The organism is Streptomyces resistomycificus, from assembly GCF_001514265.1.
GTDB classification, from domain to species: domain Bacteria; phylum Actinomycetota; class Actinomycetes; order Streptomycetales; family Streptomycetaceae; genus Streptomyces; species Streptomyces resistomycificus.
In genome coordinates this window covers 208,186-220,659 of record NZ_KQ948990.1, presented here as the reverse complement: position 1 = coordinate 220,659, position 12,474 = coordinate 208,186, and the positions used below count along the sequence as shown (strand labels likewise).

At 71.7% G+C, this 12,474-nt stretch carries 13 protein-coding genes; 5 read left to right on the top strand and 8 right to left on the bottom strand.

The features are described 5' to 3' along the window. Positions 1–17: 17 nt before the first annotated feature. The 4 genes from AQJ84_RS10970 to AQJ84_RS10955 all read right to left on the bottom strand — a co-directional run bounded on the left by AQJ84_RS10970 (position 18) and on the right by AQJ84_RS10955 (position 3,609). Complete coding sequence (locus AQJ84_RS10970; protein ID WP_030040235.1) at positions 18–257, bottom strand: GntR family transcriptional regulator; 240 nt, start codon at positions 255–257, stop codon at positions 18–20. A gap of 745 nt (positions 258–1,002) precedes the next feature. After that, the gene (locus AQJ84_RS10965; RefSeq protein ID WP_030040236.1) at positions 1,003–1,245 is read right to left on the bottom strand and encodes a helix-turn-helix transcriptional regulator; all 243 of its coding nucleotides are present in this window, start codon (positions 1,243–1,245) and stop codon (positions 1,003–1,005) included. 620 nt (positions 1,246–1,865) lie between these two features. Further along, entirely contained in the window at positions 1,866–2,228 is a 363-nt protein-coding gene (locus tag AQJ84_RS10960) for a hypothetical protein (RefSeq protein WP_030040237.1), read from the bottom strand. 70 nt (positions 2,229–2,298) lie between these two features. Further along, positions 2,299–3,609, bottom strand: a complete 1,311-nt coding sequence (locus AQJ84_RS10955) for an MFS transporter (protein WP_051869869.1) — start codon at positions 3,607–3,609, stop codon at positions 2,299–2,301. A 448-nt stretch (positions 3,610–4,057) separates the two neighbouring features. Between AQJ84_RS10955 and AQJ84_RS10950 the strand changes: the two genes are divergently transcribed. From AQJ84_RS10950 to AQJ84_RS10935, 4 genes are all read left to right on the top strand, one after another. After that, a complete protein-coding gene (locus AQJ84_RS10950) occupies positions 4,058–4,336 on the top strand; it encodes a hypothetical protein (RefSeq protein ID WP_030040239.1) in 279 nt (92 codons plus the stop codon). Then, complete coding sequence (locus AQJ84_RS10945) at positions 4,326–5,381, top strand: polyprenyl synthetase family protein (RefSeq protein WP_030040240.1); 1,056 nt, start codon at positions 4,326–4,328, stop codon at positions 5,379–5,381. Before AQJ84_RS10950 ends, AQJ84_RS10945 begins: the two co-directional genes overlap by 11 nt. Before the next feature lie 97 nt (positions 5,382–5,478). After that, the gene (locus tag AQJ84_RS10940) at positions 5,479–6,639 is read left to right on the top strand and encodes an oxygenase MpaB family protein (RefSeq protein WP_030040241.1); all 1,161 of its coding nucleotides are present in this window, start codon (positions 5,479–5,481) and stop codon (positions 6,637–6,639) included. Positions 6,640–6,721: 82 nt separating this feature from the next. Next, positions 6,722–7,291, top strand: a complete 570-nt coding sequence (locus AQJ84_RS10935) for a GNAT family N-acetyltransferase (RefSeq protein WP_030040242.1) — start codon at positions 6,722–6,724, stop codon at positions 7,289–7,291. A 135-nt stretch (positions 7,292–7,426) separates the two neighbouring features. Here AQJ84_RS10935 and AQJ84_RS10930 read toward each other — a convergent pair whose 3' ends face one another. Then, the gene (locus AQJ84_RS10930) at positions 7,427–8,329 is read right to left on the bottom strand and encodes a ketopantoate reductase family protein (RefSeq protein ID WP_030040243.1); all 903 of its coding nucleotides are present in this window, start codon (positions 8,327–8,329) and stop codon (positions 7,427–7,429) included. Between the two features lie 141 nt (positions 8,330–8,470). On the opposite strand from AQJ84_RS10930, the gene AQJ84_RS10925 reads away from it, so the two are divergent. Beyond that, on the top strand, positions 8,471–8,701 hold the full coding sequence (locus AQJ84_RS10925) for a DUF2277 domain-containing protein (protein ID WP_030040244.1): 231 nt from the start codon (positions 8,471–8,473) through the stop codon (positions 8,699–8,701). 462 nt (positions 8,702–9,163) lie between these two features. Here the strand turns inward: AQJ84_RS10925 and AQJ84_RS10920 are convergent, their stop codons facing one another. From AQJ84_RS10920 to AQJ84_RS10910, 3 genes are all read right to left on the bottom strand, one after another. Continuing rightward, positions 9,164–9,790 carry a DedA family protein gene (locus AQJ84_RS10920; RefSeq protein ID WP_030040245.1) on the bottom strand — a complete coding sequence of 209 codons (627 nt, stop codon included), beginning with the start codon at positions 9,788–9,790 and terminating at the stop codon, positions 9,164–9,166. Between the two features lie 192 nt (positions 9,791–9,982). After that, the gene (locus AQJ84_RS10915) at positions 9,983–10,435 is read right to left on the bottom strand and encodes a DoxX family protein (RefSeq protein ID WP_030040246.1); all 453 of its coding nucleotides are present in this window, start codon (positions 10,433–10,435) and stop codon (positions 9,983–9,985) included. 85 nt (positions 10,436–10,520) lie between these two features. Further along, positions 10,521–12,470, bottom strand: coding sequence for an FAD/NAD(P)-binding protein (locus AQJ84_RS10910; protein ID WP_030040247.1), 1,950 nt, complete (start codon positions 12,468–12,470; stop codon positions 10,521–10,523). Positions 12,471–12,474: the final 4 nt, after the last annotated feature.

The following is a 12,474-nucleotide window of genomic DNA, read 5'->3' as shown; positions in this document are numbered from 1 at the left end:
CGGGCACCGTCAGCAGGCTATGAAGCGGGCGGCTCGACGAAGCTTCCGAGCCCGACCTCGGTCCGCACCAGGCCCTCCGCCTTGAGGTGCCCGAGGACTTTCTGGGCGGTGGATGCTGCCACACCGAACTCGGTCGAAAGTTCCACGACCGAGGGAACCTTGCTGCCAGGCGGGTAGGTGCCGTCGGCGATGCGGGCCTGCACGATCGCAGCTACCTGCCGCCAGATCGGCCTCGTCCGGTCAAGATCAACGCTCACACGGTTGACGCTAGATAGCCGCAGTACACCGCGCGACCGCAGTACAGTGCGGTCTACTGCGGTATACCGTGCAATTGCATGATGAAGCCCCCAGGCCGCGGCCCACGCGACCCAGGGGCGAGCCGACGAACTGGAGCGTCGACGTGGACGAGCCTACGGATCCCCCGCCCAACCGCCAGACCACCCCGCCAGAACCGGCCTGCCCATGCGGCAACCGCGACCACGACCCCTTACGCATCGGGGAACGCCTCTCACCGACTGGCGCCGGCTTGGGTGGCGTGTACGTGTGCCCCGCCGAATCCTCCAGCGGCCTGCGCGGTGTCCTGTGAAGCCGCCGCCGGCCGACCCCCGCAACGATGTCGCGGACGCCTGCAGGCTCGGGGAGTGCCGCTACTGCACCGGCAACATCAGCTTGAAGAGCGGCGCCGGCCCGGCCGTCCCGCTCATCCGCTGCACACACCCCTGCCACCGCGGGCGAGTGCGCGTGATCGGGCCAGCCTAAGCACAGGACCCGCTCAGCGGGTTACCCGAAGAAACGTTTGGCCAATGCTCTACCTGCGGTTACAGGAAGTCTGGATAAGCTGCCCTAACCCCAGGCCAGAGGGTCAGCAAGCGGTTACAAATCCATATGGAGTACACAGGGTCTCCACGCATATATGCATCGGGCGTGGTTCCTACCGGGGCACACGTGATGTTGACTTTCGATTCGGTACCGCGACCCAACCCCCCACAGCGGTACCGACCCCTAGCTACTCAGGAGGTCGGTGACGTGCACCCGCAACGCGTGGGCGATCAGGAGCAAGTCGGAGTACCGCGGATCACGCCGGGCGTTTTCGTAGCGCTGGATGCTGCGGCGTTCCAGGCCGGCCAGGTGGGCGAGCTCCTCCTGTGACAGTTCAGCCTGTCGTCTCAGGTCGGCGATGCGGTGACCGAGGGTTACGCATCGGTCGTTGACCCAGTCGGGTCTGTCGTTGCGGCGGGCTGGCACCCCCCACACGCTCAAGCTTTAGTGATCTTGTGTCAGTACCCAAACGGTCGCCAATCGATCAGGATTGGCCCGAGCTTTGCGGCAGCCTGGCATATGCCGCACGGCTCCATGTAGTGTCCAAGATTCGAACGTAAGTTCGCTCGAAGGGGTGAACCACCGCCTAGACCTGCAGCCGTTAGGCAATACGCAAGGTCGAAGCACCCCAGAACGTGCCGGCCCCGTCGCTAAGCGGCAGCCCCCCCTCAGTGACGGGGGACCGGCACTAGGGCGGCCCCTCGCATCCCGCTAGCGCGGAGGCGGGGGGCCGTCTGTCTTCATCATCCCGACTGACCTGCGAAAACGGCATGATCGTTTGGGGGAAATTTAGGAGACGGCCCCCTGTCGCACCCGCGCGCACTAGCGCGCACTGGTGTAGCACTGAGGGTCCAGTGCGTGAGGAGTCGCTCGACGGTAGGCCCCTGAACTGCGCTTTCCGCCTCGTTCGCGCTGGTGGTTGCATCGAACGCCAACGGCGATTGCTATGCACATCCGCTCTTACAAGCAGGATGTCGGCGGTTCGAAACCGTCCGCGCCCACACCGATAGAGGACCCCGGCCGATCGCGGCCGGGGTCCTCTCGGTTCAGGGACTCTCCTCCTCCGGCTCCGCGGGTGTCTCCGCGGCCTCGTGCGCGTGCTTCAGTCTCATACGGGCGTCCACGCGGTCCCCCGCCACGACCTCCGCCCAGAAGCGGTGGCCGCTCACGAAGACCGCGAGCTCGTGCTCCCGCTGCCGCAGTTTCTCCACCGCGGCCTGTTCGTCGGCCGTCCAGCCCGGGGAGGCGGGCCGCTCGACCTTGCGCCAGCCACCCGCGTCGCTGAAGCCGTCGAGAGGCTCGACCGACCAGGGAAGCCGCTTGAGCAGGGCCGACAGCTCGGCCCGGACCTGATGCAGCTCCTCCTGACCGGCGAGGAGGTCACTGGGAAAGTCATAGGTCGTTGCCACGGCACAATGCTACGCCTGTTCGATTTTGGGTCGCGAGTTCCTTCGGCGGTTCGGCGTACTCCGGCGAGAGTCAGGGGGAGCGTGGGTCGGCGGCGTGCCCCGCGGGGACCGGAAGCGCCCGTCCCAGGCGGGCGAGGGGGGACAGGGCCATCAGTACCGGGGACAGCAGCATGCCCGCGGCCGCCACCAGGAGTCCGGTGCGCAACCCCCACTCCTGCGCGAGGAATCCGCCGAGCAGGGAGCCGAGCGGGGTCAGCCCCATGCCGACGAACGTGATCGTCGCTGCCGCGCGGCCTTGCATCCCGTCCGGGGTGACGGCCTGCCGGACGGCCATGACCGTGACGTTCACCAACTGGCCGCCGGTCCCGAACACGAAACCGACCGCGAGGAGCACGGGCAGCGTCACCGCGGAGGAGGCGTGCAGCGCGGGCACGCACAGGAACGCGCCGTCGGCGAGTGCCGCCGCGGACACGAGCACCGCACCATGACCCAGCCGGCTCGGCAGGTGGGCGGCCAGCACCGAGCCCAGGAGCGCGCCCGGCCCCGTCGCCGCGAGCGTCAGCCCGACGGCGGTGCCCGACAGGTGCAGTTCCCGCGGCAGGAAGAGCAGATAGACGGTCATCATGGCCGCGAAGGAGAACTGGAAGGCGGCCGAGGCGAGGCACACGGTCCGCAGCGAGGTGTCGCCGAGAACAAAACGCAGGCCCTCGTGAATCCGCCGCCCTGTGCGAGGGGGGCGTCGTGCGCGCTCCGGGATCGATTCGCGGTGACGGATCCGCCGGATCGACAGGAACGACAGCGCGAAGAACAGCGCGCCGGAGGCCACGGCGAGTGGCGCCGACAGCAGTGACACCAACGCACCGCCGAGGGCGGGACCGCCGATCTGCGCCGCGGACCGGCTGCCCTCGAGCGCGCTGTTGCCCCGCACCAGCTGATCGCGTCTCACCAGCCGTACGAGAGACGCCTGGTAGGCCACGTCGAAGAAGACGGACAGGGCTCCGACCGCGAAGGCGAGCACGAGCAGCGCGGGCAGGCCGAGCCAGCCGAGGAGGCCGGCCAGCGCGGCGGCGCACAGGGCCAGGGTCCGGCCGGCGTCCGTCACCACCATCACCGTGCGGGTCCGCCATCTGTCCACCCACGCGCCGACGAGGAGTGAGAGCAACAGGATCGGCGCCTGCCCCACCGCGCGCAGCACACCCAACTGGCCGGCGCCGGCGTCGAGTGTCAGGACGGCGAAGAGCGGCAACATCAACAGGCTTGCGTGTTCGCCGAGTTGGGAGGCCGTCTGGCCCACCCAGAGTCTACGGAAGTCACCGTCCCGCCACAGACTCGACGGAACAGGCCGATCGGAACCGGATACGGCGGAGGAAGCGGACGGCACGGGGAATCCTTGGATTGCCGGCAACGAGGCCCGCCACCGGGCGCACGACAGGCGCACCGACGGCTCGGGAAGGGGAAGGCTCGCTGTGCCGCAACATCAAGGGCAGCACGCGATGACGGGCCGATCACGGCCTACGACGTCAACGCGCGCTCGGACGACCGGGCATCTCTCAGCTCCTCGTGGGTCACGCACCGAACCCGAACACTAGCCTCAGGCGGCCGGGCGGGAAAGACGATTAAAGGTGCCGGGTGCCGGGTGATGCGTGCAGGGTTGGCGCGGGGCGCGGGGCGCGGGGTGCCGGACGTGGCCGCGGCCGCGGTGATCCGCACAGCCGAGCGATGTGATCACTCGATCGTGAGTTGTCGCGCTCGCGCGCCCGGAGCGGCCCGATGCTCGGAGGAACGGCGCGTGACCGGCGCCGCCCGGATGTTCTGTGGGTGGGGAGAGCATGACGCGAGAAGAGGGACGACGGGACGGCGCGGAGGAGCAGGCGGTGCTGCTGGTGGCCGGGCTGGCCGACCTGGCGGTCAGCACGCTGGGTGCCGCGCTGGGGACGGTGCGGGGGCTGCTGCGCCGCTCGGACACCGCGGAGCTGGCGGCGGAGGCCGAGAACGAACTGCTGGCGCGTGGACGCCTGGTGCTGGACCGCTACGCGACCGCACCCCCTGCCCATCTGGAGATCCTCGCCCGGCACGCCCTGGCCCGGAGGGCCGCCGATGACGTCTGACCGGTGGGAGCCGGCCGCGTTCAAGACCCGCATCGACGACGTGCTCCACCGGCTGGTCGCGCAGGAGGCCGACCAGTTCGCGGCGATCGACCCGCTCCTCGGCCCGGTGGCCGAGCAACTGGAGGCGGCCGTCGCGGACGGCAAACGGCTGCGGGCGGCGTTCTGCTACTGGGGCTGGCGCGCGGTGGGACAGCCGGACAGCGACCCGCTGGTGCGGGCAGCGGCCTCCATGGAGCTGGTGCACGCCGCCGCGATCGTGCACGACGACCTCATCGACGACAGCTCGCTGCGGCACGGGCGGCCCACGGCCCAGGTCGCCCTGCGTGGCGCCGTACGCGGTCGCCCCCGCGCCGACGCCGCCGCGCGGTCGCTCGCGATGCTGGTGGGGGACCTGCTGATGGCACTGGCCGGGCAGCTGTTCGCCACCAGCGGTCTGCCCGCCGCGTACCTGGCCCGGGCTCGCCCGTTGTGGACGGTGATGGCCCGCGAGCTGATCGCCGGAGAGTGCCTGGAGATTCTGCGAACCGGAGCGGGTCCGGACACGGCCGCGTCGCTGAAGGTGGTCCGCTACAAGACCGCCAAGTACACCGTCGAGCAGCCCCTGTTGATCGGCGGTGCCCTGGCGGGGGCGGGCGGGCGGCTGCGCGAGGGCTACTCCGCGTACGGGCTGCCGCTGGGCGAGGCGTTCCAGCTCCGGGACGACCTGCTCGGCCTGTTCGGAGACCCGGAACGCACCGGCAAGGCCGTCGCCGACGACGTGCGCGGCAACCGGCCCACGGCTCTGCTGGCGGAGACCTGGCGCCTGGCCGACGACACCGACCGCGTACGGCTGCGCGCCCTGGTCGGCAGGCGCCGCCTGGCCGCGGGGGAGCTGGACGAGGTGCGTGAGGTCATGCGCCGGGTGAAGGCGTTCGACCGAGTCGAGAACATGATCGGCGCACGCGTGGAGCTGGCGCTCGGTGCGCTGCACGAGCTGGACGTACCGACGCAGGCCACCGGCGCCCTGACCACGCTGGCGCAGTCCGCGGCCAACCGCCTGTCCTGAGCCTCACCCCGGGGCGCGGTCCTACACCGTGTCCCGGCGGCCGCAGGCCGGCGGTCGATCGACGACGGTCCCGACGAAACGAACAAGGAGCCCCGCCATGACCCGCACCGAGGCATCGATGGACACCCTGCGGCACGCTGGGGACGAGCTCGCCGACGCCACCGTCGCCGCCCTCTTCGAACAAGGCCAGGTGGGCACGTACAACACCTTGATGCGCTACGTCTCCACCGTGGGCGCTCCCCTGCCGGACGGTCTGCCCGACGTCGCCCGGGAGTACCTGGAGGCGACCCGGGTCCCGCCGTCCTGGGTGGACTGGGCGGAGATGGAGAAGGCCCGGCTGTTCTTCGTCGACAACAACGTGCACATCTCCACCGCGCTGTCCTTCGCCTCCATGCCCGCCTGTTACGTCGTCCCGCACGTGGCGAGACTGCTGTCGGCCACCCACGGACTGGAGTACCCGTCCAAACGGATGGCGGAGACGGGGCAGTTCACCGTCTACCTGATGCAGCCCGACGCCTTCGAAGCCGGCAGCCGCTTCATCCCCGCCGCGCAGAAGGTCCGCCTCCTGCACGCCTCCATCCGTCATCACCTCAGGCGCGAGGAACGGTGGGACACCACGGCGCTGGGAACGCCGATCTGCCAGGAGGACATGATCGGCGGCCAGATGTTCTTCTCGCTGCTCGTCCTGGACAGCCTGAACCGACTCGGCATCCACATGTCACAGGAGGGCGCCGAGGCCTACTACTACGCGTGGCGCGTGGTCGGTGCCATGCTCGGCGTCGACCAGGACGCCGTCCCCAGGACCCTGGAGGAGGCCCGCGCCTTCCTCGACCTGTACATGATCCGGCACATGGGGCCTTCCGAGGAGGGCGCGCGCCTGACCCGCCAGCTCATCGATCTCTACGAGGAGGTGGTGCCCGGCGCCTTCTTCGACCCGATCGTCTCCGCCCTCATCCGCCACCTCGTCGGCGACACCTGCGCCGACTGGCTCCGCGTGCCGCAGACCCCGTGGGACACCGTCGTCAAAGCAGTGCCCCACCTCCTCGGCATCCTGGAGACCATCGAGGACCGCTCCCCGCTCGGGGCCTGGGCCCTGGACCGTCTCGGCCACCTCACCACGGTCCTGGAGCTGTCCTCCCTCACCCGGGGACGCGTCATGCACTACGCCATCCCCGAGCAGCTCAAGAAGGACTACGGCGTCTCCCGCACGGCGTCCCGCACCCGCCGATGGACCCCACCGGCCGCCACGGTCTCCTGATCATCCGTGCCACAGGACAGCTCGACAGGACAGCTCGACAGGACAGCTCGACTCGCCGTGCCGGCCGTGACAGCGTGGTGTCATGACCATCGAGGTTCGACCGGCTTCTCTCTTCGAGGACGTCCGTGCCCTGGTCGGCCCGAAGTCGCCCGGAGCCAACGTCTGCTGGTGTCTGAGTTACCGGATCCCGTCCGGACTCAACAAGGAGCTGCGCGGACCGGCCCGCGGTGAGTACGTCGCCGGGCTGTGCCGTGCCGACCCTCCTCCGGGGGTGCTCGCCTACGACGGTGACGAGCCGGTCGGCTGGGCGGCCGTGGCGCCGCGCTCGACCACCTCCTTCGCCCGCAACCGCCGCATCCCGCACGTCGACGACCTGCCGGTCTGGTCGCTCTGGTGCATCCGGGTGCGCCCCGGTCACCGCAAGCAGGGCATCTCGCACGCCCTCATCGCCGGCGCGGTCGAGTTCGCCCGCGCTCAGGGGGCGCCGGCCGTCGAGGCTTACCCCCTCGACTGCGGTGACGCCAGGGTCGACCTGACGATGGCGTACGCGGGGATCCGCAGGAACTTCGAACGTGCCGTCACGCATGCCGCCGACACCACCTCGGTGCTGGCCGGTCATCCCCGGGTCGTGATGCGGCTCGACCTGCGCTGACCGGGCGGGAGGGGGCAGCGGCGGACCCGGTGCGCTGCCCGGCCGCCCCGAATGACGGTGTTGCGGGTCCTCCCACGTCCGTCCGCGGGGCGACGCGGTGGCGGTCGGCGCGCGGAGAGCGGCCGTCCCTGGTCGTCAGTGCCCGGCGGCCCGCAACTCCCCTACCAGACGGGACGTCACCGGGACCTCGATTCCGTGCCGCTCGGCCGCGCGCAGCAACGCCCCGCCGATCGCGTCCAGTTCGAGAGGGCGGCCCGCCTCAGCGTCGCGTTGCATCGACGACTTGGTCGCGGGCGGGAAGGCGTCGTAGCGGGCGAGTGCCTGGGCGGGGTCGGCCGGGCCGCCGCAGGCGGCGCTGACCGCCGCCGTCTCCGCCACCAGGGCCGTCAACTCCTCGCGGTGCTCGGTGCGTACCGCGCCCAGCGGGAGTGCGCGGCGGGTCGTCAGCAGGGCGAAGGGGGCCAGGAACGACATCTTCGCCCACAGGGCCGCCGACTCGTCGGGGAGCACACGGGTGATCGGGCCGGCCGCCGTGAGGGCCTCGGCCAGCGCGTCGAGGCGCTCACGCGGGACGCCGTCGCCGGTCAGGTCGATCTCGGCGAAGGGGCTGCCGTGCTCGATCACGCCCGGTGCCACCCGCGTCGACTCCACGCGGATGACGGCGGGGGCGACCCGGTCGGGGCGGTAGCGGGCGCGCAGGGTCGCGGGGTGCTCGACGCCGTTCAGGAGCGGGACGACCAGACCGTCGCCGAGTGCCTGAGGCGCGACGCGCTCGAGGGCCGCGTCGAGGGTGGTGTGCTTGACCGCCACGACACACGCGTCGACCGGCTCGCGCAGGGTCGTGTCCGCCTCGACCGGGGCCGTGAAGTCGCCGAACTTCTCGCTGCGGACGCGGATCCCGGCCGTGCGGAGGGTGGCCGCCGTCTCCTCGCCGGCCAGGCAGATCACGCGGTGGCCGGCGCGGGACAGCAGCGCGGCGAGCAGACCGCCGGTGCCGCCGGGGCCGAGGACGGCCACTGTGAGTTCGTCGTGTGCCATGTGTGGGTTCCTCTCCTGGGTCGGCCCCTGGTCGGTGGCCGCCTCGAAGTGATCATCCCAGGAGTGGTTCGGCGGCGGGCGTGTTCGACGGAATCGGACGGATGCCCGGCGCCTCGGCTCGTCCGGAGCGACACTTGGGGCATGTGCCGCAGTATCAAGACGCTACGTCCGCCCGTACTGCCCGAGGAGGCGACGCAGGAGGAGATCCGCGCCGCCGCCCTGCAGTACGTCCGCAAGGTCTCCGGGTTCCGCGCCCCCGCCGCGCACAACCAGGAGGTGTTCGACCGTGCCGTGGAGGTGATCGCCGAGGCCACGGCGGACCTGCTGACCGGCCTGGAGGTCAGGGGCATGACCGCCCGCAAGGCCGGATAACCCGGCGCAGGGCAGTCGGCGCAGGGCACCTCCCCGGGAGGTGTCCGACGCCGGCCGGGTCACCGCGGAGGTGGCGGCCGGACCGTGGTCAGGGTGGTGGGTTGCGGGCAGGGCGGTCAGATCCGTGCCGGGCGGGCGGCGAAGAGCCTTCGCGGGCTTCGGCTCTACCGCGCGGGCGGCCCTGCGCGGGTGCACCTTCCCGGGCAGCCCGGGAGGTGTCGCCGGGGTCCGGAGCCGTCGGCCGGGCCGTGGTCAGGGGCATGACCGCCCGCAGGGCCGGACAGCCCGTGTCGGGGGCGCGCCTTTCGTGGGCATGGGCTGCGGCGTGCCCGTGGGCGGCTCCTGCGCCGGTGTCCTCACCGAGGGCGTCTCGGTGCCGCCGGCCGGGCGGGAGATCAGGGGCGTGGCCGCCCGCGGGACCGGACAGGCATGGCAGGGCACACAGCCCGGCGCCGGTCGGCGCTAGGGCGCCTTCGCGGGCTCCGGGCTGCGGCGCATCACGTAGGCCGCTCCCGCCCCCGCGGCGAACAGCGCCAGTACGGACACGCCGGTCGCCAGCCAGGTGGTGCCCAGCCACTGGGCGCCGAAGTAGCCGAGGGCCACGCTGTAGGCGGCCCAGGAGAGGCCGGCCAGGGCGGACCAGGGCAGGAAGTCGCGGGCGCGGCGGTGGGCGGCGCCGGCGCCGAGGGAGACCACCGAACGGCCGGCGGGTGCGAAGCGGGCGAGGACGACCAGGGCGCCGCCGCCACGGGCGAGGGTCGCGCCGAGACGTTCCTGCGCGACGGTCAGCCGACGGGAGCGGGCGATCGCGCGGTCCAGCCGGGCCCCGCCGCGCCAGGCCAGCCGGTAGGCCACCAGGTCGCCCAGCACGGAGGCCGTCGTGGCACAGAGGATGAGGGCCAGAATGTCGGGCACCTCGTGCGGCGAGACCTGCCCGGTCGCCGCGCCGGTGCCGGCGGCCGCCGCGGTGGCGGCCGTGATGACGAGGACCCCGCTCGGCAGGACCGGCACGAACACGTCCAGCAGTACGGAAGCGGCGATCACCGCGTAGATCCATGGACTGCCGGTCAGCAGCCCCATACTCTCCATGCTTTCCAGCACCGCGAACTCCCCGTGATCCCCCGTGGCCACACCTGGCCCACAACAGCCATACAGCGTACGCGTGGGGTCTGACAGGACTTTCACCGGGGGCTCGTGTGTTCGGCACGGCATGTTCACCCGGCTGCCGCCCCCGGCTGCTTTCTCCGGGAGCGGCAGGTGCGCGGCCCAGGGGTCAGGCGGTCAGGCGGTCACCGGCGTCTTGTTCGGTGCCTGGTCGCGTGCCGCTTCGGAGCGCTTGGCGAACAGCTGGTCCAGTCCGAAGGCGCCGGAACCGGTGAAGATCAGCAGGAAGAAGGCCCAGCAGTACATCGCCGCGCCCTCACCGTTGTTCTCCATGGGCCACAGGGCGCTCGGCTGGTGGACCTTGAAGTACGCGTAGGCCATCGCGCCGGAGGAGATGAACGCGGCGGCCCGGGTGCCGAGGCCGAGCAGTACTAAAGAGCCGCCGACCAGTTCGATCACGGCCGCGTACCAGTTGGGCCAGGCGCCGGTCTCGACCGTGGCTCCGTTGCCGCCGGCGCCACCGAGGACGCCGAAGAGCGAGGCGGCGCCGTGGCAGGCGAAGAGCAGGCCGACGACGATGCGGAACAGTCCGATGGCGTAGGGCTGGGCGCTGTTGAGGCGTCCGGTCATGTGGGGGGTGCTCCTTCGGTCGGGCCGGCCCGTGGGGCGGACCGGTCGGGGACGGAACCGAGTGGGTCACCCACGCTAGGTGGACCTAATCGATGGTTGCAAGTTCAACATTTGGCCACTGGTTTACCTCTGCTTGGCCCTCGATTTCGTCCCCAGCCGCACGTAGAGCCGCTCTCGCCACAGCATCCGCGTCCGAAAGCGTGACCGAATCCACACCCGGCCGGGCCCCCGCCGCGGTCACCCAGTGCACGCCCTCCGTCGGTACCCCGAAGGCCAACCGCCTTACGTGTGACCGACCTTGACGGTCTATCAGACGATACGGCCGCTCTGTGACGTCCAGCCCCCCGGTTTCGTAACCGTCCACCGTGTGGGGCCGGCACTGTCCGGTCTTCAGCAGCCGGGCGAGCAGGTCGTCGGCCGTGCGCCGCAGATCAGGTTCCGGCAGCCGCGCCTCGACGAGCGTGGTCACGCGCACGGCCGAGCCGGGCACGTCGGGGGAGTGCGCCAGCCACACCCCGTCCTCCGCACGCACCTCCAGGCGCGGCCCCAGCACCTCCACCACACCCGCCTCCACGAGCGCCGCCAGTTCCTCTGTGCGGCGCCGGGGCGGTCCGATGGACAGGAAGGCGTTGAGCGGGGTGTACCAGCGGTCCAGGTGGTCCCGGCGGGAGGTGCCCGAGAGGCCACCGTGGTCGACGATCAGCCGCAGCTCGTTGCGCAGGTCGCGCAGCACGTCCTGAGCGGCCTTCAGCGGGCCCGAGACATTGCCGAGGGCGGCCTGGGCGGCGTCCTCGCGGAGGTGGCCGAGCAGCCAGTCGCGCCAGGCGTCCGGGCCGGTGAAGACGTGTCCCGTGTACGGGCGGGACATCCGGTCCCAGGACCAGTGGTCGGACCGGGACACCCCGAACTCCTCCAGTACGGCTGCCTCCTCGGCGCTGCCGTGCGGGGTGGGGAGGAAACGGTCCCTGAACGCGGCGGGCCCGAACCGCCCGGCCCCGAACGCGGCGGTCCCCGCCGCGACGCCGAACTCGCTGTCGGCGACCAGCGCCTCGTAGTAGACCGTCTCCACCTCCTTCGCCACCAGCGGCCATATCTCCGCGAGGAAGTCCGGTGCCTCGCCGGAGTCGGCGCGCTTGCGGAAGCGGGCGATCACGTCGTCGGTGAGGACGAGCGGGAGATGACGGCCGGAGGGGCCCTTCGCGTTGTCGCCGCGGGCCTGGTAGGGGATGCCGCGCCGGGAGCCGGCGTACAGCCGGGGCTCGCGGCCGGAGGGTGTGTAGACCAGCCCTCCGCCCTCCTCCCGGGCGAAGCGTCCGCCCCGCCCGGTCGTCAACAGGGCGACGTGATCGAAGAAGTTGAGGCCCAGGCCGCGCAACAGCACCGGCTCGCCGGGGGGTACGACGGACAGGTCGACGTCGGCCGGGTTGGCGGGCGGTACGTGCCGCAGGCCGTGCTGTTCGGCGTAGGCCGTGAGATCGCGTACGACCGGGTCCGCGACCACCGGCAGATGGCCCTGCGCCAGGACGACGGCGGACAGGCCGGACAGGACCCGGCCGTCGTCGAGGGTGAGCGACTGGCGGCCGTCGGGGGCGTCGTCCAGCCGTACGGCCCGTGCCGCGTGCGTCTCCACCCGCACCCCCGGCGGCGCCTCGCGCACGGTCCGGGCGAACACCCACTCCAGGTACTGGCCGTACCGGGCCCGGGTCGGGTACTCGTCCGGGCCGATCGTGCCGCCCGCCCACTCGTGCAGGCTCGGACCGGGCCGGACCGGGCCCGAGCAGTCCACGCTGTCGTCGGTGAACAGGGTGACCTGCGAGGCCACGGTGTTCATCAACAGCTCGGACGACTGCGCCGTACGCCAGACGCGGCCGGGGCCGGGCGGCGCGGGGTCGACGACGTGGACCGTCAGCAGGGCGCCGGGCGCCAGGAGTTCCGGGGCGGAGGCGCAGAGTCGTTCCAGGACGCTGGTGCCGCGCGGCCCGGCGCCGACCAGGGCGACGGAGAGGGGCACGTGGTCCTCGGGCGGTGCGGGCAAGACG

What these genes read in the sequence shown, in the direction of transcription:
- AQJ84_RS10950 (WP_030040239.1), top strand. Translation starts at nt 4,058, where the DNA reads ATGACGCGAGAAGAGGGACGACGGGACGGCGCGGAGGAGCAGGCGGTG.
- AQJ84_RS10945 (WP_030040240.1), top strand. Translation starts at nt 4,326, where the DNA reads ATGACGTCTGACCGGTGGGAGCCGGCCGCGTTCAAGACCCGCATCGAC.
- AQJ84_RS10940 (WP_030040241.1), top strand. Translation starts at nt 5,479, where the DNA reads ATGACCCGCACCGAGGCATCGATGGACACCCTGCGGCACGCTGGGGAC.
- AQJ84_RS10935 (WP_030040242.1), top strand. Translation starts at nt 6,722, where the DNA reads ATGACCATCGAGGTTCGACCGGCTTCTCTCTTCGAGGACGTCCGTGCC.
- AQJ84_RS10930 (WP_030040243.1), bottom strand. Translation starts at nt 8,329, where the DNA reads ATGGCACACGACGAACTCACAGTGGCCGTCCTCGGCCCCGGCGGCACC.
- AQJ84_RS10925 (WP_030040244.1), top strand. Translation starts at nt 8,471, where the DNA reads ATGTGCCGCAGTATCAAGACGCTACGTCCGCCCGTACTGCCCGAGGAG.
- AQJ84_RS10920 (WP_030040245.1), bottom strand. Translation starts at nt 9,790, where the DNA reads ATGGAGAGTATGGGGCTGCTGACCGGCAGTCCATGGATCTACGCGGTG.
- AQJ84_RS10915 (WP_030040246.1), bottom strand. Translation starts at nt 10,435, where the DNA reads ATGACCGGACGCCTCAACAGCGCCCAGCCCTACGCCATCGGACTGTTC.